Origin of the sequence: Paraburkholderia sabiae (assembly GCF_030412785.1) — a bacterium.
Taxonomy (GTDB): Bacteria; Pseudomonadota; Gammaproteobacteria; order Burkholderiales; family Burkholderiaceae; genus Paraburkholderia; species Paraburkholderia sabiae.
Map to the genome: position 1 here is coordinate 2076917 of NZ_CP125295.1, position 21501 is coordinate 2098417.

The window sequence follows — 21501 nt, forward strand, 5'->3', positions numbered from 1 at the left end:
TCAATGTCCTCCCGCGCCGCCCGACGCTTTCACGGGCGAGAAGAGCAACGTTATCGGCGCGCACGCAAAGCAGAAGATCGCGAGAAACGCGAACACGTCGACGTACGCGAGGATCGTCGACTGCGAGACGAACGTCTCGTACAAACGGCCCGTCGCGGATTGCAGCGCCTGCGCCATCGGCGCGCCGTTCAATGCGGTGATCGCGTGCGCGTTCTGCTGAAGCGCGTCGTTATAGTTCTGCGAGAGCGGCGTCATGTGCTCGCTGAGATGCGCCATGCGCGCCTGCACGCGCTCGCGGATCATCGCGGTAGAAAGCGATATGCCGATCGATCCCGCCACGTTGCGGAACATCGTGAAGAGCGCGGACGCGTCGTCGTTCAGGCGCTGCGGCACGGTCAGATAGGCGAGCGTCGTGATCGGCACGAACAGGAAGCCAATGGCCAGCGACTGCGAGCTGCGCATTTTGACGAGCGTCGTGTAGTCGACGTCCGGCGTGAGCGTATGCGAATAGACCAGCGCGCAGCCGAGCAGAATAAAGCCCGTCATCACGAGAAAGCGCGTCTGTATATGCGGCATCAGCTTGCTGATGATGGGAATCTCCATCGTGATCAGCAGCGCGCCAGGCGACAGCACGAGGCCCGCGAGCATCGCCGTATAACCAAGCTGCTGTTGCGCGAGTTGCGGCACGAGCACGGCGCTGCCGTAGAGAATGGTCGCGAACGCGGCGATGCAGACGCAGCCCAGCGCGAAGTTGCGGTCCTTCAGACAGGCGAGATCGACGACGGGCTTCTTTGTATAGAGCAGCCAGAACGTCGCGCCGACGATGCCCGCCACGGCCAGCACCGCGAACGTGCAGATGAGCGGCGACGAGAACCAGTCGTCGTCTTCGCCGCGATCGAGCATCACTTGCAGACAGCCGAGGCCGATCGCGATCAGCGTAATGCCGATGTAGTCGACCGAAATTTTCTCGCCCGGCTTGTCGCGCCACGGCGGATCTTCGACCAGTTGCATCACGGCGAGCGACGTCAGCACGCCAACGGGCACGTTGAGCAGAAACACCCAGCGCCACGAGAAGTTATCGGTGATCCAGCCGCCGAGCGTCGGCCCGAGCACAGGCGCGACGACGATCGCCACCGCCGAAATCGAGAACGCGCGGCCGCGCTGTTCGGGCGGAAAGGTATCGAGAATGATCGACTGCTGGTTCGGCTGCAGCCCGCCGCCGAAAAAGCCTTGCAGCACGCGGAACACGATCAGTTGCCCGAGATTGGTCGCGATGCCGCACAGAAACGAGAACACCGTGAACGCGACGATGCACACCAGGAAATAGCGCTTGCGGCCGAGCACACGGCCGAAGAAGCCCGATATAGGCAGCACGATGCCGTTCGCGACGAGATACGACGTGAGCGTCCAGGTCGCTTCGTCATAGCTCGCCGACATCGTGCCCGCGATGTGCGGCAGCGCGACGTTGACGATGGTCGTGTCGAGCACTTCCATGAAGGCCGCGAGCGTGACGCAGATCGCGATCAGCCACGGATTGCCCGCGGGCTTCCAGTTCGCTTGCGAGCCGCCGCTATTGGCCGAGGCGTTGTCCGTCATTGCAGATACACCTTCGGCGTAACGGAAAGCCCGAGACCGAGCGGCGGCTGGCCTTGCGGCATCGGACTGTCGATCAGGATCTTCACGGGCACGCGCTGCACGATCTTGACGAAATTACCTGTCGCGTTTTCGGCGGGAAAGGCCGAGAAGCGCGAACCCGAACCCAGCTGAAAACTGTCGATGTGACCTTGCAGATCGAGCTTCGGATACGCATCGACTTCGATCTTCACCTTGTCGCCGGGACGCATGCGTTCCAGCTGCGATTCCTTGAAGTTGGCGGTGACCCAGACGCGCGGCGTCACGATCGAAAAGAGCGACACGCCTGCCTGCAGAAACGTGCCGAGCTGCACATTGCGCTTCGTGATCCAGCCGTCGGAAGGCGCGCGTACTTCGCAGTAGGACAGATTCAGCTGCGCCTGTTCCAGTTGCGCCTGCGCCTGCTCGACCTGTCGGCGGCGCTCTTCGAGTTCCGCCTGTGCCTGCCGGATCTGCTGCGGCGCGAGGCTCGCTGTCTGCGCCTGTGCTTGTGCCTGCGTGACGTTGGCGCTCGCGCTGCGCCATTGCGCATCGGCGGTATCGACGTTCTGCTGCGACGTGGCGCGCTGGTCGACGGCATGCTGGCGATCGTATGCGGCCTGCGCCTGTTTGAAGCTCGCCATCGCCGACGACACCTGCGCTTTCGCCTGCTTGTACTCGGCGGGATAGCGCACGCGCGCGATATCGAGCTGCACCTGCGCGGCATCGAACTGTGCTTTCGCGAGCCCCAGCTGAGCCTGTGCGGCATCGACCTGCGCCTGGTAATCGCGCTTGTCGATCACGAGCAGCAGTTGGCCCGCGTGAACATATACGTTGTCGTCGATCGCGAGATTCACTACGTAGCCCGAGACCTTCGGCGCGAGTGTGATCGCGTTGCCGTCGGTGTAGGCGTCGTCGGTGCTGACCTGGTTGCGCGTCGCGAACCACCACACGGCGGCCACGATCAGCAGCACGACCACGACAGCCGCGAGAATGATCAGCGGCAGCTTGCCGGGGCGTTTGCGTTCGGTGTTGTCGCCGTTGCCGTTGCCGTCATCTTTTTTGCCATTGCCGTCCTTCTGCGGCCCTTCGGCTTCGCTGTTGGATCGATGCTGTTCGGATTGATGGTCAGCGGAGCCGGATTGAGCGGACATGAGATGCGCGTCGAAAGGGAACGATGAATCGGAACGGTGAATCGGACAAAGTCAACGCAACGGCACGATCTGCATCGTGCCGTCGTCTAGATTCGCGTTAGCAACTTCTGGACTTGCCGCGTGAGAGACATGCGGGACGCGACAAGAAAATGCATGCACGCCTGGCTGCAACGTCTTCTCATCGATAGCATGCGGCGTGCCGGAGTCGCTGCCAGCGAGGAATGGCCGATGCTCGCCACATAGGCGACTCCATCAACCGCATTCCCTCATATGGAAACCTACGATATCGAGCGCGAGCAGATGGTCGACGCGCAGATTGCGTCGCGCGGCATTCTCGATCCGCGTGTGATCGAAGCGATGCGCACGGTGCCGCGACATGTGTTCGTGCCGGACGATCTCACCGAATTCGCCTACACCGACGCACCATTGCCGCTCGAAGGCGGTCAGACGATTTCGCAGCCTTATATCGTCGCTCGCATGCTGGAAGCGCTGGAGCTGTCGCCCGACGACCGCGTGCTCGATATCGGCACGGGCTCCGGTTACGCGGCGGCCGTCGCGGCGAGGCTGGCTGCGCAGGTCGACAGCATCGAGCGCGTCGGGCTGCTGGCGGAATCGGCGCGGGCGACGCTGTCCGCGCACGGTTTCGTGAACGTCGAGGTGCACGATGCCGACGGCACGCTCGGCTGGCCGTCGCATGCGCCTTTCGATGCGATCGTCGCGGCGGCGGGCGGGCCCGACGTGCCGCTCGCGTGGCGCGAACAGCTGGCGATAGGCGGCAGGCTGGTGATGCCGATCGGCATGCAGCGCGAGCGTCAGCGGCTCGTCAAGGTCACACGCGTCAGCGCAACGCAGTTCGACGAAGAAGACCTCGGCGACGTCCATTTCGTGCCGTTGATCGGCGAGCAGGGCTGGCCCGAACTGGACGATGATGCGAACGCCCACAAGCCGATGCCGCGCGCTGCGCGCGATGCGGTGAAGGCGGCCATGCGTATCGAGCCGCTCGCCGGTCTGATCGCGGCGGCCGCACGGCCATTACCGGCCATCGACGACCCCGAGTTCGGCGAAGCATTCGACTTTCTCGCCGACAAACGTGTGGTCCTGCTGGGCGAAAGCAGTCACGGCACGTCCGAGTTCTACGATGCGCGCGCCGCGATCACGCGGCGTCTGGTCGAACGGCATGGCTTCCGTATCGTCGCGGCGGAAGCCGACTGGCCGGACGCCGCTGTCGTCGATCGTTACGCGCGGCTGCGTCCCGCGCGCGGCGATCAGTTTCCGTTTCAGCGCTTTCCCGCGTGGATGTGGCGCAACGAAGAATTCGCGTCGTTCATCGGCTGGTTGCACAGCCATAATGAAACGCTCGACACGTCGCAACGCTGCGGGTTTTATGGCCTCGATATGTACAGTCTTTCCGCATCCGTGGCGGCTGTGCTCGATTATCTCGATCGCACCGATCCCGATGCCGCGAGCGTCGCGCGCGAGCGTTACGCGTGCCTGACGCCGTGGCAGAAAGATCCGCAGATGTATGGGCGAGCGGCCTACGCGGAAGCATTCGAGACCTGCGAAAGCGCGGTCATCGAGCAATTGCAGGCGATGTTGCGCACGCGTCTGGACGATGCGCACGACGATGCCGAGATGTGGTTCGACGCGACGCAGAACGCGCGGCTCGTCGCATCGGCGGAACGCTATTACCGCTTGATGTACCGCAGTTCGGCCGACAGCTGGAATCTGCGCGACACGCATATGTTCGAAACGCTCGAGCATCTGCTCGACTGCCGTGGCGCGGACAGCAAGGCCGTCGTGTGGGCGCACAACTCGCATATCGGCGATGCCGCCGCAACCGAAATGGGCCGCGTGCGCGACGAACTGAACGTCGGCCGCCTGTGTCGCGAGCACTTCGGCGACGAGGCCGCGCTCGTCGGTTTCGGCACGCATGCGGGCACGGTGGCGGCTGCGTCCGACTGGGATGGCCCGATGCAGATCAAGGTCGTCAGGCCGTCCCGCCCCGACAGCGTCGAGCATCAGTTCCATGCATCCGGCCAGACGCGCTGCGTGCTCGATCTGACGCAGCGCGCTCATCCGCAACTGCACGAGCGGCTGCGCGAAGCGCGGCTCGAACGTTTCATCGGCGTGATCTACCGGCCTGAGACGGAGTTGCACAGTCACTATGCCGAGGCGTCCCTGTCCGAACAGTTCGACGCATTCGTGTGGTTCGATACGACGCGTGCCGTCGAAGCGCTCGCGACGCGCGCCACCGAGCGTGCGCCCGATCTGTATCCGTTCGGCGTCTGAGATGCGCGCTAGGGCGCGTCGTCGTTCGTCGAGTGGAGGTCCCATGCGGCAATGAACATCGCCGCGATGATCGGCCCCACGACAAAGCCGCTGATACCCAGCACGGCCATGCCGCCCAGCGTCGAAATGAGCACGAGCCAGTCGGGCAGGCGGGTGTCCTTGCCGACCAGCATGGGCCGCAACAGATTGTCGATGAGTCCGATAACGACGAGCCCGAAGACGACCAGCGCGGCGGCGCGCCAGATGGAGCCCGTCGCCAGCAGATAGATCGCCACGGGAATCCACACGATGGCTGCGCCGAGCGCCGGCAGCAGCGAGAAGAACGCCATCAGCACGCCCGAAACCAGCGCGCCTTCGATGCCGAGCAACGCGAAGATCAAGCCGCCCAATGCGCCTTGCAACGCCGCGACCACGACGTTGGTGACGACGGTCGCGCGTGACGTCATCATGAATTCGTGCACGAGGCGCGACTTCTGTTCGTCGGGCAACGGCAGCGCGTTGCAGATCTTTCGGCCGATCTGCTGACCGTCGCGCAACAGGAAGAACATCAGATACAGCATCACGCCGAGTTCGACGAAGAACTGCAGCGTGTTTTGTCCGATGGACAACGCCTGTTCGCCCGCATAACGGCTCAGTGCGCCGGCTGCATCGAGCAGACGCTGCTGCGCGGACGCGATATCCGTCAAGCCGTAGTGTTCGAGCAAGGGACGCACGCTCTGCGGCAGCGCGTGAACGAGGTGCTGGAAATACTGACCGATATCGATTTCACCGCTGCGCATCCGGCTATACGCCGCGCTGATTTCACTGACGACGCTGACGGAAAGGGCCGCGAGCGGCACGATCACGAGCAGCACGATCGCGACAAGCGTAATGAGCGCAGCCACATTGCGGCGCTTGCCCATGCGCTCCGCCAGCCGGTAATGCAGCGGATACACGAGCAGCGCCAACGTCGTGCCCCACAGCAACGCTCCGAAGAGAGGCTGCAGGATCCACCCGAAGGCGATCGTGACGACGATCAGGAGAACCAGCAGCGGGCTCTGGTGAAGGTAGGGGCGATTCATGACGGACATGCCGCGCGAAGCGCGTGCCCGGTCTTCTATTGCCTTGCGTGATTAATAAGCGCGGGCGTGCGAACCTGCACGTCGCGCCGCTGTGCGTCCCGTATACCGGCGATGTCCATAAAGCACACATTTCGGACGCAAACATGCCAATGCCATGCAAATTACGGTCGACTACAATGGGCCGCACAACAGATCCAATCGCCACAACGCGCCATCTTTCGTACTTCCGTACATGAATACATCGATGGCCGCACCCGTATCGACGGCGACGCAGCGTCGTTTTTAAGGGCACTCTTCAGGGATTCACGAGCATATTCAGGAGGCGTTGTGCTCATTTACCATCGTGGCGTACCTATCGAGCCGTCGGTTGAAAAGAGCGGCAATACTTTCGTAGCGCATGTTTCCATCATCGAAGAAGACGGCGAAGCAACATCGCTAGGCAATCTGGGGCATTTCGCGAATCGCCAGTCGGCGGTCGCGTTCGCGATACGCTGCGGCGCGGCCTTCGTCGACGAAGCGCCCATGCCGAAACCGCCGTGCGGAAAATCACCTGCACGTGCGGGGAAAACGGTTTCCCTGAAACGCACGGCAAGCGCAACCTTAAAGGTCGATGCCAGCGATGCAGAACTGTCGCTGCAGACACAGTTGCCGTCATAAAGAAACGGACGAACCGGCGGGACAGTCGTCCCGGTTACGAATCCGACTGCTGCAAGGCGGCCCGTGAACCCTGTCAAAGAACATATCGATGCAAGCGACGATCTTGCGACCATTGGTCACGAGATCCGCAATGCAGCTACACCGGTGGCCGTCGTCGCGCGGCTGCTCGGTTCGTTGTATGGCGACGATCCGCAACTCGTGAGTTATGGACGCATGCTGTCCCGCCAGGCCGATCTGCTCGCCGCGCTCGCGACGCGCCTTGCATGGTCCGCGCCGCAAGTAGCCTGTGCGAACGCGGCGCAGCGCGTCGAAACGGATGGCATGGTCGATATCTGCGAACTCGTCGAACATAGCGTGCAGGTCGCTCAGGCGAACGTGCAGCAGCATCGCGCCGTTCACATCGACGTGCCGATCCAGGCGCTGTGGATACACGGCGAATTCGGCCGTCTCAGTCAGGTGTTCGTGAATTTGCTGATCAATGCGCTCAGGTACACGTCGTCGCAAGGCAGCGTGCGGATTTGCGCGGCCCGCGCGGGCCGCCACTGTTACGTGCGTGTGAGCGACGACGGCATCGGCATCGCGCCCGAAGACCTCGGCGCGATTTTCACGCGCTACGCCCGAGCCGACGATGCGAGATCGAAAGCACAGCAGGGCATGGGTGTAGGACTCGCGGTCGTCCGGGAAATCGTGACGGCATATGGCGGCTCCGTCACGGCGTTTTCAGCAGGACGCGGTTGCGGCGCCGAGTTCGTCGTGCGGCTGCCCGTCGCGCCGTCCCCGATACGGACATCAACCCCTTCATCCCTATCTGGCGCCTGAACCATTCACGGAGAGTCGAACATGTTGCAGGACGATCAATTGACGGCAGCGCGGCAGTCCGGTTTCGACACGCTATGCGGAATGCTGAATCTGACGATGAACAGCATGGAAAGGATCGTGTCGCTGAACCTCGAACTGTCGAAGTCGACCTTCGACACGCTGCAGCAGCACACGCTCGACGCATGCGTGAAAAAGGAGCCGCAGCAGCTGGTCGATCTAGGCCGCGATCTGAACGAGCAGGTCGTGAAGGGTGCGCAGAACTACAACAGCGCATTGATGGAACTGATGGCTGCACTTCAGTCGCAATTCACGGCGGCGCTGCAAAACCAGAGCGAAATGCCAGGCGGCGCGTTCCAGTCGATGGCCGGGAATTTCTTCCGCTTCCCGCTGCCGATGCAGTTGGCGGGCATGCCTTCAGACGCCACGCTCGGCTCGTTGCAGGAACGCGTGAGGGCAACGGGCGACGAGTCCGTCGATGCAGCCGCGTCGAAATCCGTGCGACGTGCGCTCGACGTGATGCCCACGCCCAAGCGCTCATCGTGACATCCTGACGGCGCACCGCGCGGAATAACGCTTGCTGTCTCCTCTGGAAGGAAATCCGAAGGAAATCCACGGAGACACGCATGCATCCGCCTTCGCGCCAGCGCGCGCGGCTCGGCGGGCGCGCATCGCTCGTCACGTCGGCGCTCGTGCTTGGCGTGCTGTACGCGGGCAGCCCGCTCGTTACGCCGCTCTATCCGCTTTATCAGCGCGCATTCGGCCTGTCCGAACTCACGGTCACGCTGATCTATGCCGCGTACGTGATCGGCAATCTTGGCGCGCTGTTCGCGTTCGGCCGCGCGTCCGACCGGGCGGGGCGCCGCTTCGTGAGTCTTTTCGTGCTGGCCGTGGCGATCGTCAGCACGCTGCTGTTTCTGTTCGCCACGCATCCTGCATGGCTGTATGTCGCGCGCGCGGCGAGCGGTCTCGCGATCGGCGTCGGCGCGGCGACGGCGACGGCATGGATCGCCGAGCTGCATCCCTCGAACGACAAGGCCGCGCCCAGCCGACTCGCCGCAGCCGTCAATCTTGTTGGCCTCGCAGCGGGCGCATTGGTGGCGGGTCTGCTGGCGCAGTTCGCGCCGTGGCCGTTGCGGACCGTGTTCGTCGTCTACGGGCTCGTTATCGTCGGCACGGCGGCGCTGACGGTGTTCGCGCGTGAAACCGTCGATCAACCGAAACATCGACTCGCCGATCTGTCGATCGAGCCGCGTATCGGCGTGCCGTCGCGCCTCTGGTTTCCCTTCATCGCGCCCGCTGTCACCGCGTTCGCGACCTTCGCGCTGCTCGGCTTCTATGCAGCGCTGCTGCCCAATCTGCTCGCTAACAGCATGCATCAGCACAGTCCCGCGCTGAGCGGGGCCGTCGTCGCCGAACTGTTTGCGGTGAGCACGGTGACGGTGCTCGTCACAGGTGCACTTGCTGCGCGCGCCGCGATGTCCACGGGACTCTGGCTGTTGCCGCCGAGTCTCGCACTGCTGCTGTGGGCGCAGATCGATCAATCGATGACATGGCTCGTCGCGGCCACGGCGTTGTGCGGCATCGCAACGGCGCTCGGCTTTCGCGGCAGCCTGCAAGAGGTCAACGGAATGGCACCCGCCGGACAGCGCGCCGAACTGCTGTCGGCGTATCTGCTGTGCTGCTACACGGGCAACTCGCTTCCCGCCGTCGGCGTGGCGCTGCTGTCGCGCAGTGTCGGTCATCTTTGGGCCAACGTGACGTTCGCGGCGGTGTCCGTCGTGCTCGCGCTGATCGCGCTTACGGTCAGCGGCCGGCATATGCAGCGCGCGGCTTGAGTTCGAGCAACAAGCGCGAGCACGCTCACACATTGCATTCGTCCTTAACTTTCGGCCGTAAGGCCGCGGCGCGACGCTTGCTGAACCCTTTGCCAACGACCGACCGCATTGCACGACTTCTCAAGCAAAGGGGCTACTCATGGCAAAGACAGTGGGCGACTTCATCGTCGACAGGCTGCATCACTGGGGCGTCAAACGGATGTACGGCTATCCCGGCGACGGCATCAACGGCGTGTTCGGCGCGCTGCAGCGCGCGGAAGGCAAGATCGAATTCGTGCAGGCGCGGCATGAGGAAATGGCGGCGTTCATGGCGAGCGCGCACGCGAAGTTCACGGGCGAACTCGGCGTGTGCATCGCGACCTCAGGGCCGGGCGCGTCGCATCTGATCACGGGGCTATACGACGCGAGAATGGATCACATGCCCGTGCTGGCGATCGTCGGCCAGCAGGCGCGCGCGGCGCTCGGCGCGCATTATCAGCAGGAACTCGATCTCGCCGCGATGTTCAAGGACGTCGCGGGCGCGTTTGCGCAGCAGGCGAGCGTGCCCGCGCAGGTACGCCATCTCGTCGATCGCGCGATACGCATTGCACTGTCCGAGCGGCGCGTAACGGCGCTGATCCTGCCGAACGATCTGCAAGACCTCGAATACGAACCGCCGTCGCGCAAGCATGGCACCGCGCATTCGGGCGTCGGCTATTCGCGGCCGGTCGTCGTGCCCGCACAGGACGATCTGCAACGCGCCGCCGACGTGCTCAACGCCGGACACAAGGTCGCGATTCTCGTTGGCGCAGGCGCATTGAACGCGACGGACGAAGTGATCGCCGTAGCGAACCGCCTCGGCGCGGGCGTGGCGAAAGCGCTGCTCGGCAAGGCTGTGTTGCCCGACGATCTGCCGTGGGTAACGGGCTCGATCGGTCTGCTCGGCACGAAGCCGAGTTACGAATTGATGACGTCGTGCGACACGCTGCTGATGATCGGCTCGGGCTTCCCCTATTCGGAGTTCTTGCCGAAAGAAGGCGACGCACGCGGCGTGCAGATCGACATCAAGGCCGACATGCTGAGTCTGCGTTATCCGATGGAAGTGAATCTCGTCGGCGATAGCGCGGCGACCTTGCGCGCGCTGCTGCCGCTGCTGCATGAGAAGGAAAGTCAAACGTGGCGCTCGCGGATCGAACGCTGGACTTCGCGCTGGTGGGAAACGCTCGACGAGCGCGCGCATCAGCCCTCGACCAATGGCGTGAATCCGCAGCGCGCATTCACCGAACTGTCGCCGCGTTTGCCCGACAACGTAATCCTCACGAGCGATTCCGGCTCGTGCGCGAACTGGTTTGCGCGCGACCTGAAAATCCGGCGCGGCATGATGGCGTCGCTGTCGGGCGGACTGGCATCGATGGGTGCCGCCGTCCCGTATGCGATCGCCGCGAAGTTCGCGCATCCTGGCCGTCCCGTGATCGCGATGGTCGGCGACGGCGCGATGCAGATGAACAACATGGCCGAGCTGATTACCGTCTCGAAGTACTGGAAACAATGGGCTGATCCGCGCTGGATCTGCATGGTGCTCAACAACGAAGACCTGAACCAGGTGACGTGGGAACAGCGCGTGATGGAAGGCGATCCGAAGTTCGACGCATCGCAGAAGGTGCCGAACGTGCCGTATCACCGTTTCGCCGAAATGCTCGGACTGACGGGTATTTATGTCGACGATGCCGAACAGCTTGCCGATGCGTGGGAAACGGCGTTGGCGGCAAAGCGTCCCGTCGTGCTCGAAGTGAAATCCGATCCGGAAGTGCCGCCGCTGCCGCCGCATGTGACGCTCGCGCAGGCGCGCGCGTTCGCCCGAACGTTGATGGAAGGCGATCCGAAGGAGGGCAGCGTGATCGCGAATACGGCGCGACAGGTGCTCGGTTCCGTGATTCCTGGCGGCAAGGATTAAAGCATCGTGTGATGCCATGTAAATGGCGCATGTTGTGATGTAAATCGTACGAGAGCCTGTCGATCACGTGACACGAAGCGTTCGTCCCGACCGTGCCCGTTTCTTGCTGGGAGCATGGCGGGCGCGTCGCGTGTGGCGATAAGCGGGCATCGAACTGGGGGAGTGCAAGCGGATGCATGGGAGGCCGGAAAGCGCGGATCGCGGTGGCGTAGCAAGTAGAGCCGTAGGCTCGATGGCCGATTCCGCCGTTTCTATCGCGTTGGCGGCCGGGCTGATGGCTGCGCATCGCGAAGCGTTCGGCGCGCCCCTCGATTACTTTCTTCACGCAGGCGGCCCGGCCGCCGAGCCGTCGATGCATCTCGGCTGGGCGCTCACCGCGCTGTCGATGTCGGTGGTTGTGATCATCGCGCTGTTGCTGGTGATCGCGATTGCGCGCCGCCGTCGCGTGCCAGCGGACGCGCGCCTTGCGCAAGGCGAAACTACCGCGCTGCGCTGGATTTATGCGGGCACGGGCATTTCGTCGGTCGCTTTGATCGCGGCGCTCGCCTATACGCTCGTCACGCTCGATTCCGTCGCCGCGCCGTCACGCGACCCCGCGCTAACGCTCACCGTGACGGCCTACGACTGGTGGTGGAAAGTCGAATACGGCGCGGCGGGCGATGCGCCCGCGTTCGTGACTGCGAATGAGATTCACATTCCCGTGGGCGAGCCAGTGAAGATCGTGTTGCAGAGTGCAGACGTAATTCACGCGTTCTGGGTGCCGCAACTCGCAGGCAAGACGCAGACGATTCCCGGCCAGACCAACGAACAATGGATTCAGGCCGACGCGCCCGGCGTGTATCGCGGGCAATGCTCGCAGTTTTGCGGCGCGCAGCACGCGCACATGGCGTTCGAAGTCGTCGCGCAAGACCGCGCGGGTTTCGACGCATGGCGCCGCGCGCAAGCGCAACCGGCCACGCGCGTCGCCGCCGATGCGCTTGCGGCGCACGGCGAGCAGCTTTTTCACGCGCGCTGCGCCGGTTGTCATGCAGTACGTGGCACCGACGCGAACGGCGCACAGGCCCCCGATCTCACGCATCTGAATTCGCGCGGACTGATCGCAGCCGGCGCGTTGACCAACACGCCCGAGCATCAGCTCGACTGGATTCGCCACGCGCAGCGGATCAAGCCGGATTCGCTGATGCCCAGCATCGTGCTGACATCGAGCGAGGCAAGCGCGTTGTCCGCGTATCTCGCGACCTTGCATTGACAGGACACGTATGGCCGACACGACGTCCTCTTCTTCGACCACCACGCGGCAGCCGCTCGAGCGCCTCATGCCGCGCGGCGTGGTTGCGCGCGGCAGCGCCGCCGAAGCGCACCTGCGCGAACTGTGGGAAACGCCGCCGGGCTGGCGCGGCTGGCTCTCGACCGTCGATCACAAGCGCATCGGCATCCGTTATCTCGTCACCGCGTTCATCTTCCTGATTCTGGGCGGCGTCGAGGCGCTGATCATGCGCGTGCAGCTCGCGCAACCGAACGGCACCGTGCTCACGCCGGAGCAATACAACCAGCTCTTCACGATGCACGGCGTGACGATGATCTTTCTGTACGCGCTGCCCGTGCTGTCGGGTTTCTCGAACTACCTGTGGCCGCTGATACTCGGCGCACGCGACATGGCGTTTCCGCGCCTCAACGCGTTCTCGTACTGGATCTTCCTGTTCGCCGCGATCTTTCTCTATGCGAGCTTTCCGCTCGGTCAGGCGCCGGATGCGGGCTGGTTCAACTACGTGCCGCTGTCGGGACTCGAATACAACACCGGACCGAATATCGACGTGTACGCGCTCGGCATGGTGCTGCTCGGCATTTCGACGACAGTCGGTGCGGTGAATTTCGTCGTCACGCTGCTGCGCATGCGTGCGTCGGGCATGTCGCTCGATCGTATTCCTGTGCTGGTGTGGGGCACGATGACGGCGTCGTGCGGCAACCTCGTCGCGGTGCCGTCCGTGAGCCTCGCGTTTCTGATGCTGTGGATGGACCGGCGCATCGGGACGCATTTCTTCGACGTGTTGAACGGCGGACGCGCGCTGCTGTGGCAGCACCTGTTCTGGGTTTTCGCGCATCCGTGGGTGTATGTGGTCGTGCTACCGGCGATGGGCATCGTCTCCGATGCGTTGCCCGTGTTTTGCCGCCGTCCCCTGGTCGGTTACGGGCCCGTAGCGTTATCGACGATCGCGACGATGCTGATCGGCTTCGTCGTGTGGATCCACCATATGTTCGCGACGGGCATTCCCGCGCTCGCGCTGTCGCTGTTCGGCGCGGCGAGCATGGCGATCGCGGTGCCGAGCGCAATCGCCACCTTCGCGTGGATCGCGACGATCTGGACGGGACGTCCCGTGTTTCGCGTGCCGTTCTATTACTTCGCGGGCTTCGTACTGCTGTTCGTGATCGGCGGCGTGTCGGGCGTGATGACGGCCGCCGTGCCGTTCGACTGGCAACTCACCGACACGTATTTCGTCGTCGCGCATCTGCATTACGTGCTGCTGGGCATCAACGTGTTTCCGGTGATCGGCGGCGTGTACTTCTGGTTTCCGAAGTTCACGGGCCGCATGATGAGCGAGCGCATCGGCAAGCTCGCGTTCTGGGTCATGTTCATCGGCTTCAACGTCGCGTTCTTTCCGATGCACATCGCGGGGCTGCTCGGCATGCCGCGCCGCATCTACACGTATGCGCCGGAAATGGGCTGGAGCACGGTGAATCTCGTGACGTCGGTGGGTTCGTTCGTGCTCGCGCTCGGCATCCTGATCTTTCTGTGCGACCTGCTCTATAGCTTGCGGCGCGGCGCGCCAGCGGGCGACAACCCGTGGGATGCGGGGACGCTCGAATGGTCGACGACATCGCCGCCGCCACCGTACAACTTTGCCGTCGCGCCGACGGTGGCGAGCCGTCATCCGTTGTGGGAAGGACGCATGGAAGAGGAGGACGAGGACGGCATGCGTTCGTCGCTGAAAGAAGGCTTCATTCTCGATCAGGGACGCGAGGCGCTCGGCACGACGGCGCTCGAAGCGCGGCCCGATGTGATCCTCAAGATGCCGGAAGATTCGTACACGCCGTTCGTGTTGAGCGTGTTCGCGACGCTCTTCTTCGCGGCGCTTGCCTTGCTCGCGTGGTGGTTCGCGGCGGCGATGCTGATCGGCTGCGCAGCGTCGCTCGTCGTGTGGCTGTGGCCGGAACGCAGCCTGATCCAGCGCGAGCCGCAGCGCGTGCAGGACGCGGGGAACTGACATGAGCGAGACCTTGCACGACAACACCTACGACAGCCCCGTGCGGTTGCCCGTCGGCAGCGCGGGCGAGCGCTCGGGCGGCTGGTTCGGATGTCTCGCGCTGATCGTCACGGAAGGCTCGCTGTTCGGCTATCTGATCTTTTCGTATCTGTATCTCGCGTCGCAAAGCGGAAGCATGTGGCCGCCCGAAGGTCTGCCGAAGCTCGGGCTCGGACTCGCGAACACGGCGATCCTGCTGTCGAGCAGCGTGTTCGTGTGGCTATGCGAGCGCTTCGTGAAGCGGCGGCGGCTGCATTGGGCGGTGGCGTCGATGAGCGTGGCGCTCACGCTCGGCGTGATCTTCGTCGGCATTCAGCTGAAGGAGTGGGGCAATCATCCGTATGGTTTGACCGCGCATCTGTACGGCTCGCTGTACTTCACGATTACGGGCTTTCACCTCGCGCACGTGGCCGTCGGGCTGGTGGTGCTGTCGTTGCTGCTGCTGTGGACGGCGCTCGGTTTCTTCGACGACAAACGCTGCCTCGCGCTGACGATCGGCGGGCTGTACTGGCACTTCGTCGATCTCGTGTGGCTCTTCATCTTCACGACGATCTATCTGTCGCCGTATGTGTTGAGGGCGCGTACATGAGCGATCATTCGACGCACACGCTGAACGCAGACCTCGCACGCTTCCATTCGTGGCGCTTGCTGGTCGCCACGCTCGCGACGCCGCTTGCCTGGTTCGCGCAGATGTTGATCGGCGAAGTGCTCACGGCGCAGGCGTGTTCGCTGTCCGATGTGCGCCATCCCGCCGCGCCGCCGCCGTGGGTAATTCCGGCAATGATGGCGCTGAGCGTCGCGTGCTTCGTGCTCGGCGTGGTGGGCGTCGTGGTCGCATGGCGAACGATGATCTTCACGCGCTCGCGACGCGCGCAGGCGCTCGGCGAGCGGGCCCGCAGAGTCACGGAACTCGAATGGTTCCTCGCGCGAGTGAGCATGCTGTCGAGCGCGATGTTCATGTTCGGACTGGTGTCGACGGACCTTGCCGTGCTCGTCGTGTCGCCTTGCGGACGCTGGTGACGACGATGAAGACGCGCACACTCTCCCTCATCGGCGTTGCGGCCATCGCGTGCGCGATGCTCGTTGCGAGCGGCGCGATGCTGCATCGTGCGCACGCGCAAATGCAGCCGCCGCCTGTCGGCACGCCCGACGCGAAACTGATCGAGAAGGGCGAATACCTCGCCAAAGCCGCCGACTGCGCAGGCTGTCACACGGCACCGCCGGGCGGTCCATCCGGCAAGGAGCCGCTGCACAAATCCGCGCCGTTCGCGGGCGGACTGCCAATGGGTTCGCCGTTCGGCACCATCTATTCTTCGAACATCACGCCGGACCCTGTGGCGGGAATCGGGCGCTACAGCTACGAGGATTTCGAGCGCGCTGTGCGCGATGGCGTGGCGCCCGACGACCGGCGGCTGTATCCCGCGATGCCGTATCCGTCGTTCGCGAAGATCAACGATGACGACATGCACGCGCTGTACGCGTATTTCATGCGCGGCGTCGCGCCCGTCTCGACGCCCGCGCCGCGCACCAAACTGCCGTTTCCGTTCAACCAGCGCTGGGCGCTGATGTTCTGGAGCTTCGCATTCGCACCCGACGACGTATTCGTGCCGCAATCGAAGCGCAGTCCGCAATGGAACCGTGGCGCGTATCTGGTGCAATCGCTCGGGCACTGCGGCGCATGCCATACGCCGCGCGGACCGGCATATGAGGAGCGCGGCTACGACGAGCACTCGGGACGCTATCTGACAGGCGGCACGAACGATCACTGGTTCGCGCCGAACCTGACGGGCGACAAGGGTTCGGGCCTCGGCCGCGTATCGGAAGATGAAATCGCTTCGTTCCTGAGAAGCGGACACGGCGCTGGACTCGTGACGTTCGGCAGCATGGTTCAGGTGGTCGAAGACAGCACGCAGTATCTGAGCGACGATGACCTGCATGCGATCGCGCATTATCTGAAGAGCTTGCCCGCGCGCGAGCCGTACGGACATTTCGACGACCGCTCGCATGCCGCAGTGCAGACCGTGCGCGCGATGAATACGGGCGATGTCGAACTGCCGGGCGCGGGCATCTATCAGAGCTTTTGCGCGCGCTGTCACAAGGCGGACGGCATGGGCGAAGCGCTCAAGTATCCGCGACTGGCGGGCAATCCCGCCGTGCTCGGCGCGAAGGTGGATTCGCTCGTGCGGCTGATGATCGAAGGCGGCGAGGCGCCGCATACGCAGACGGGCATCGAGGCCAAGAAAATGCCTTCGTTCGCGGGCAAGCTGACGGACACGGAAATGGCGCGCGTATTGACCTTCGTGCGCAATACGTGGGGCAATCAGGCATCGCCTGTGACGGGCAGGGAAGTCGAGGGCGTGCGAAAGAGTCTCGGCAAATGAGCCAGGCAAATGAGCGACGCGAATGCATGTACAACGCGCGCCGGGATGTGCGACAAAACTTCCGCACAACGCGCCACATTGGTGCCTCAATCACCATACGAAAGTCTCACGCCGTTAGAATCGGCGCTTTATAGACGGATCGGGCGATAGCGTAGCGAGCACCGCAAACGGTCTCCCGATACGCGGACAATGAAGCTATTGACGGCACTCAAACGACATCTTTTCATCACCCTCGGCAACACGCTGCCGATGTACGGCCCGTTCAACCGCATACGCGCGTCGATGTTCCGCAAGGCGGGCATGACGGTCGGCTCGGGCGTGACGATCATCGGGCCGCTGAACCTCGAACTGAGCCTGAACGAGGAAACGATCCGCGGCATCACGATCGGCGATAACGCGTATCTGAACGCGGGCACGCGGCTCGCGTGCCGCAACAGCCGCATCTCGATCGGCGACGACGTGCAGATCGGACCGCGCGTGTCGTTCGAAACGGCGACGCACGGCATCGTCTATGAACCCGATCTCGGCCGGGGCATCGACCATCAGGAGATTCGCGTCGGCAACAAGGTGTGGATCGGCGCGGGCGCGACGATCCTGCCTGGCGTGACGATCCACGAAGCCGCCGTGGTCGCCGCGGGCGCCGTCGTCGTGAAGGACGTGCCCGCCTATACGCTCGTAGGCGGCGTACCCGCGCGCAAGATCAAGGACATCGTGTCGACGCCTCAGCGCCAGGGCGCCATGGCGTGAAAGACGCCGTCGCGTCTGACGAGCGCGTGAAAGAGCGCGGCGGCCAGATGCACGAGGATCAACGCAAAGAAGCACAGCGCGAGAAAGCGGTGCGCGTTCCAGAGCAGCGAGTGCAACGCGTTGCTATGCGGCAGGATCCACGGCAATTGCATGCCCGCGACCACGACGGGATATCTCGCCGCCGACAGCATGCCCCAGCCGATCAGCGGCAGCGCGATCATCAGCGCATAGAACGCGAGGTGCGACAGATAGGCCGCGAGCTTCATCGGCGCGGGCATGTCGGCGGGCAGCGACGGTGCGCCGCGTACGAGCCTCACCACAAGTCTGATTAGCGCGAGCACGAGTATCGTGATGCCGAGCGGCTTGTGGATCGATACCAGCGTCAGATAGTCGGGACGGATGGTCGACACCATGCCGGCGCCAATGAAGAGCATCGACAGAATGCATATCGCCATGATCCAGTGCAATGCGCGCTGCAGCGGCGTAAAGCGGTCGCGGTTCGGGATCATTGCTTCGCTCCTTCGGCAGGCGTGTGCGGATAGTCTTTGTCCTCGGCCGTGCGGCGGTTGAACGACACCGAATACGCGGCCGAGCGCGCAGCGGGGAACGGATCGTCGGAAACGTGGATGCCTGCCGGCAGCACGGTCGGATCGAAATTGAGGTCGCGGCACGGGCCGTCGGGTTCCGGCTCGATCGCGCTCACGACCAGCGTGCCCGCTTCCACCTTGCGGCGATCGTCGGGCCAGGCTTTGCTCGGATCGGCTGTCGGGTCGCCAGGGTTGGCGACGGTGACGACCATCGTCCAGCGCTGCGGCGCGCTCTGTACGCGCTTCGTGATGTCGGTTTCGAGGAAATCGGCGGGACGCTGTTTGAGTTCGTCGGCGGAGACGGGTTCGGGCTTCGCAGCGGGCACGAACGACCAGCGCACGGCCTGGTCCTGGCCTTGCGCATTCGTGAAGATGAAGCTGTTGAGGCTGTTGTACTGATCCTGCGCGTACGAGGCCGTCCACGGCGCGGTAGTCGCCCATGCGCCGAACGCGGCGAACTCGGGATGCGCGGCGATGAATTTCTTCATCGCGTCCGGGTCGTCCTTTTGCGCCGACGCTTCGAGCAGCGCATAAAAGGCCTGCGGAGTCGCGACGGGGAAGAAGGGCGCGTCGATCATCGCCGAACGCCACTCGGTGCCGTCAGGCGCGACGACGCGCAGGCTCAGGCCACGCACGCGCACCGACGGATCGGTCGCTTTCGGATCGGGCGTGGCGAGATTGAAGCGTCCCGTCACGCGAGACGAACCTTGCGCGAACATCGGCGCTTTCGACAGCGCGGCAGCCGCACCGCTCGATTCGAAGGTGCCCGTGAAGCAGATGCCTTTTGCATGATTGCGCCGGAATCCCAGCGCGGGGCCGCCGGGCGGCGCCAGTGCATTGACGACTTTGGCGGGCGTCAGCCGCGACGGCGTCAGCCAGCCTGCCGTGTAGACGAACGCGATCGCCACGACACCGACGATGATCGCGATCAGGATCAGCGAGCGGACTGCGGACGGTTGAGAACCAGGTCTGTCGGCCATAAGAGTCTCGTTTCAGAGTTCTGCTGGCCGGAATCTAGCAGCGTCAGAAAAATCGTGCCGGGAAGGGACGCGTCCGCCCAGCCAGACGGCTACTCACCTTCGGATTTCGCGACGACGGGCGGCGCAATGCGCTCGTCGTCGCGCGTCGTGAATGACCACGCAAGATCGACGGGCATGACCTTGCCCAGTTGCGACAGCGTGCCGAGTGCATGCACGGTGTAGCGCGTGGCCGCGCGCAGCGGTTCATAGGGCGTACAGACGGCGGTGTTGCGCGCGGCATCGGCAGGCGTGAGCGGCGCGATCCTGCAAGCGACTTTCTTGCCCCGCTGATCGCGCAGATCGACACTCTCCAGTTCGATATGTGCATTCGGTCCGCCCGACAGCGTGAGCGGAAAACCGAGCACCTGACCGCGATAACGCGAACCGGCGCCCATCGGATCGGGCTGTTCGTTGTTCACCCACGCCGTGGGCACCTGATGCTGGCCGTCGTATGGCCAGGCCACTAACTCCGTATCGGCAAGCGCGGGCGCGATGTCCGCGAAATCGACGACGGTCACCGCGTGTGATCCGACAATCGATGCTTCCCCCGCACGCGCCCAGTCGAACAGAATCGCGCCGCGATGATAGGGCGACGCGAAAATCGCTTCGATCGACGCCACCACAGGGCGAGGTTCGCCCGACACCGCCAGAATCTCGCTGACGCCTTCCGCCGATGTATGACGCCGCACGCGCGTCTCGATGCCGCTGCCCGTGAAGCCCGGCTTGCCCGGCACTTCGTCATGCGTCGCGACGCGATTGAGATCGAGATACTTCGCGTGATCGGCTGCGGCGGCCGCCAGCTTGCCGTCGACGGCGATCAACGGCAAACCGGCTTCCTTGCGACGCGCGTTCACATAGTCGAGCGCCGTTGCGTGACCGGTCGGAATCGTGTGCAAAGGTCCTGGCGCGTGCCGCAAGCGGACGAGCGGACCGTAATAGGGCTCATTCGACTGGCCGATCGTGGCGGCCTTGTGTGCACAACCGCTCAGGACGGCGATCGCGAGAATGCATGCGGCGAGGGCTGGGAGGCGCAGGGACACAGAAGAAAAAGAGGATTGAGGTTCGGTATCTCGCCGATGTTACATGAAGGCCTGCTCGCCTTTCACGCAATTACAAAACATCAAGTCTCGATTCCGCGGCCCGATAACCCGACTGCACCGCACGACTGTGCAATCACTTTCGACCGTTTATCGAAGCGCCGAACGAAGGAAGCATCCGCCTATGTCGCCCGATCCAATCAATACGTCCCTGTCGCTCACTTCATCGCCGTCGCCTGAACCGCCTTCATCGAACGGAAGCTCGCAGGCGGCGAGTGCCGCAGAGCGCGGCAATCACGAACTCATGGTGGCGCTCAAGCGCACGCTGACCCAGCTCGGCATCGATGCGTCGACGGGCCTCGCGATCAGCGACGGCACGCACGAAGGCGCGCTGTTTCACAAGCGCGTGAGCGCGTCGAGCACATCGCTGATCGCGGCGCTGTATCAGGCGCTCAAGTTGCATCAGGCGATTGCGTCGGCGAACGGCCCTGCGCCCGAGGGCGACGAGAGCGCGCTGTCCGGCGCGACGAGTGCGCAGAATTCGACCTCGAACGACAGCGGCTATCGCGATCTCAGTGCGCAGATCGCCGATCTGGCCGACATCGCCGGTCAGTTCACGCAGCACGTTGCCGAACCGGACGAATGGGACTGGGGATTCGCCGATTCCGTCGATAAGTCCAACACCGCTCCTTCAACCGACGACAGCGATCCGATGACATCGGCCATCGCCCAGTTAAATCAGGCATTACAGAATCACGTAGCAACGCTCGCTCAGGATGCGGGAGCGAGCGTGTCGCTTGCCGCGGTGCTCGACGGGTTGTCGAAAGAGACGAAGAGCATCAAGTGGCGGCCGCTCGGCGCGTTGATCGACGTGCAGGCGTGAAGCGGGTGGTCCGATCGACTGTCATCCCGGACTCCGCGTTTTCCCGACCCGCATGACGTTTAGTCATAGAACGCATGCGCAGATTTCGCTTGTTGGCCGATTTTGACGAACCTACATTCAGTTTGCGCGCACCCCTCACGCCACGCCGCCGTGTCGACGTGAGGCAGCCAGCGCAAACCGGATTGT

General features: G+C 63.8%; 19 protein-coding genes. 13 read left to right on the forward strand and 6 right to left on the reverse strand.

Annotation, left to right across the window (positions count from 1 at the left end; genetic code table 11):
- Complete coding sequence (locus tag QEN71_RS09285; RefSeq protein ID WP_201649333.1) at window positions 1-1596, reverse strand: DHA2 family efflux MFS transporter permease subunit; 1596 nt, start codon at window positions 1594-1596, stop codon at window positions 1-3.
- Window positions 1593-2765: an HlyD family secretion protein gene (locus QEN71_RS09290; RefSeq protein ID WP_201649332.1), complete on the reverse strand. Its 1173-nt coding sequence runs from the start codon at window positions 2763-2765 to the stop codon at window positions 1593-1595. Before QEN71_RS09290 ends, QEN71_RS09285 begins: the two co-directional genes overlap by 4 nt.
- Before the next feature lie 270 nt (window positions 2766-3035).
- On the opposite strand from QEN71_RS09290, the gene QEN71_RS09295 reads away from it, so the two are divergent.
- Window positions 3036-5054 (forward strand): protein-L-isoaspartate(D-aspartate) O-methyltransferase, encoded by a 2019-nt coding sequence (locus QEN71_RS09295; protein ID WP_201649331.1) that lies wholly within the window; start codon window positions 3036-3038, stop codon window positions 5052-5054.
- Between the two features lie 8 nt (window positions 5055-5062).
- Here QEN71_RS09295 and QEN71_RS09300 read toward each other — a convergent pair whose 3' ends face one another.
- A complete protein-coding gene (locus tag QEN71_RS09300) occupies window positions 5063-6115 on the reverse strand; it encodes an AI-2E family transporter (RefSeq protein WP_201649330.1) in 1053 nt (350 codons plus the stop codon).
- A 111-nt stretch (window positions 6116-6226) separates the two neighbouring features.
- On the opposite strand from QEN71_RS09300, the gene QEN71_RS44675 reads away from it, so the two are divergent.
- From QEN71_RS44675 to QEN71_RS09355, 11 genes are all read left to right on the forward strand, one after another.
- Window positions 6227-6772 carry a hypothetical protein gene (locus tag QEN71_RS44675; RefSeq protein WP_307790961.1) on the forward strand — a complete coding sequence of 182 codons (546 nt, stop codon included), beginning with the start codon at window positions 6227-6229 and terminating at the stop codon, window positions 6770-6772.
- 63 nt (window positions 6773-6835) lie between these two features.
- Window positions 6836-7591: a sensor histidine kinase gene (locus QEN71_RS09310; RefSeq protein WP_201649329.1), complete on the forward strand. Its 756-nt coding sequence runs from the start codon at window positions 6836-6838 to the stop codon at window positions 7589-7591.
- Between the two features lie 21 nt (window positions 7592-7612).
- Complete coding sequence (phaP, locus tag QEN71_RS09315) at window positions 7613-8134, forward strand: TIGR01841 family phasin (protein WP_201649328.1); 522 nt, start codon at window positions 7613-7615, stop codon at window positions 8132-8134.
- Window positions 8135-8214: 80 nt separating this feature from the next.
- On the forward strand, window positions 8215-9426 hold the full coding sequence (locus tag QEN71_RS09320; protein WP_201649327.1) for an MFS transporter: 1212 nt from the start codon (window positions 8215-8217) through the stop codon (window positions 9424-9426).
- 139 nt (window positions 9427-9565) lie between these two features.
- On the forward strand, window positions 9566-11359 hold the full coding sequence (locus QEN71_RS09325; RefSeq protein WP_201649326.1) for a thiamine pyrophosphate-requiring protein: 1794 nt from the start codon (window positions 9566-9568) through the stop codon (window positions 11357-11359).
- 232 nt (window positions 11360-11591) lie between these two features.
- Entirely contained in the window at window positions 11592-12608 is a 1017-nt protein-coding gene (gene coxB, locus QEN71_RS09330; RefSeq protein ID WP_377790592.1) for a cytochrome c oxidase subunit II, read from the forward strand.
- A gap of 10 nt (window positions 12609-12618) precedes the next feature.
- The gene (ctaD, locus tag QEN71_RS09335) at window positions 12619-14622 is read left to right on the forward strand and encodes a cytochrome c oxidase subunit I (protein ID WP_201649324.1); all 2004 of its coding nucleotides are present in this window, start codon (window positions 12619-12621) and stop codon (window positions 14620-14622) included.
- Between the two features lies 1 nt (window position 14623).
- On the forward strand, window positions 14624-15250 hold the full coding sequence (locus QEN71_RS09340) for a cytochrome c oxidase subunit 3 (protein WP_201649323.1): 627 nt from the start codon (window positions 14624-14626) through the stop codon (window positions 15248-15250).
- Window positions 15247-15681 (forward strand): hypothetical protein, encoded by a 435-nt coding sequence (locus QEN71_RS09345; RefSeq protein WP_201649322.1) that lies wholly within the window; start codon window positions 15247-15249, stop codon window positions 15679-15681. Before QEN71_RS09340 ends, QEN71_RS09345 begins: the two co-directional genes overlap by 4 nt.
- Window positions 15682-15686: 5 nt before the next feature.
- Window positions 15687-17042: a c-type cytochrome gene (locus QEN71_RS09350; RefSeq protein WP_201649321.1), complete on the forward strand. Its 1356-nt coding sequence runs from the start codon at window positions 15687-15689 to the stop codon at window positions 17040-17042.
- Window positions 17043-17231: 189 nt separating this feature from the next.
- A complete protein-coding gene (locus QEN71_RS09355; RefSeq protein ID WP_290468242.1) occupies window positions 17232-17789 on the forward strand; it encodes an acyltransferase in 558 nt (185 codons plus the stop codon).
- Here QEN71_RS09355 and QEN71_RS09360 read toward each other — a convergent pair.
- The 3 genes from QEN71_RS09360 to QEN71_RS09370 form a co-directional block, all read right to left on the reverse strand.
- Window positions 17765-18298 (reverse strand): cytochrome b, encoded by a 534-nt coding sequence (locus tag QEN71_RS09360; RefSeq protein ID WP_201649320.1) that lies wholly within the window; start codon window positions 18296-18298, stop codon window positions 17765-17767. The genes QEN71_RS09355 and QEN71_RS09360 overlap by 25 nt on opposite strands.
- Window positions 18295-19356: a catalase family peroxidase gene (locus tag QEN71_RS09365; RefSeq protein WP_201649319.1), complete on the reverse strand. Its 1062-nt coding sequence runs from the start codon at window positions 19354-19356 to the stop codon at window positions 18295-18297. Before QEN71_RS09365 ends, QEN71_RS09360 begins: the two co-directional genes overlap by 4 nt.
- An 89-nt stretch (window positions 19357-19445) precedes the next feature.
- A complete protein-coding gene (locus QEN71_RS09370; protein WP_233471734.1) occupies window positions 19446-20291 on the reverse strand; it encodes a CAP domain-containing protein in 846 nt (281 codons plus the stop codon).
- 325 nt (window positions 20292-20616) lie between these two features.
- On the opposite strand from QEN71_RS09370, the gene QEN71_RS09375 reads away from it, so the two are divergent.
- On the forward strand, window positions 20617-21315 hold the full coding sequence (locus tag QEN71_RS09375; protein WP_201649318.1) for a hypothetical protein: 699 nt from the start codon (window positions 20617-20619) through the stop codon (window positions 21313-21315).
- Window positions 21316-21501 lie beyond the last annotated feature (186 nt).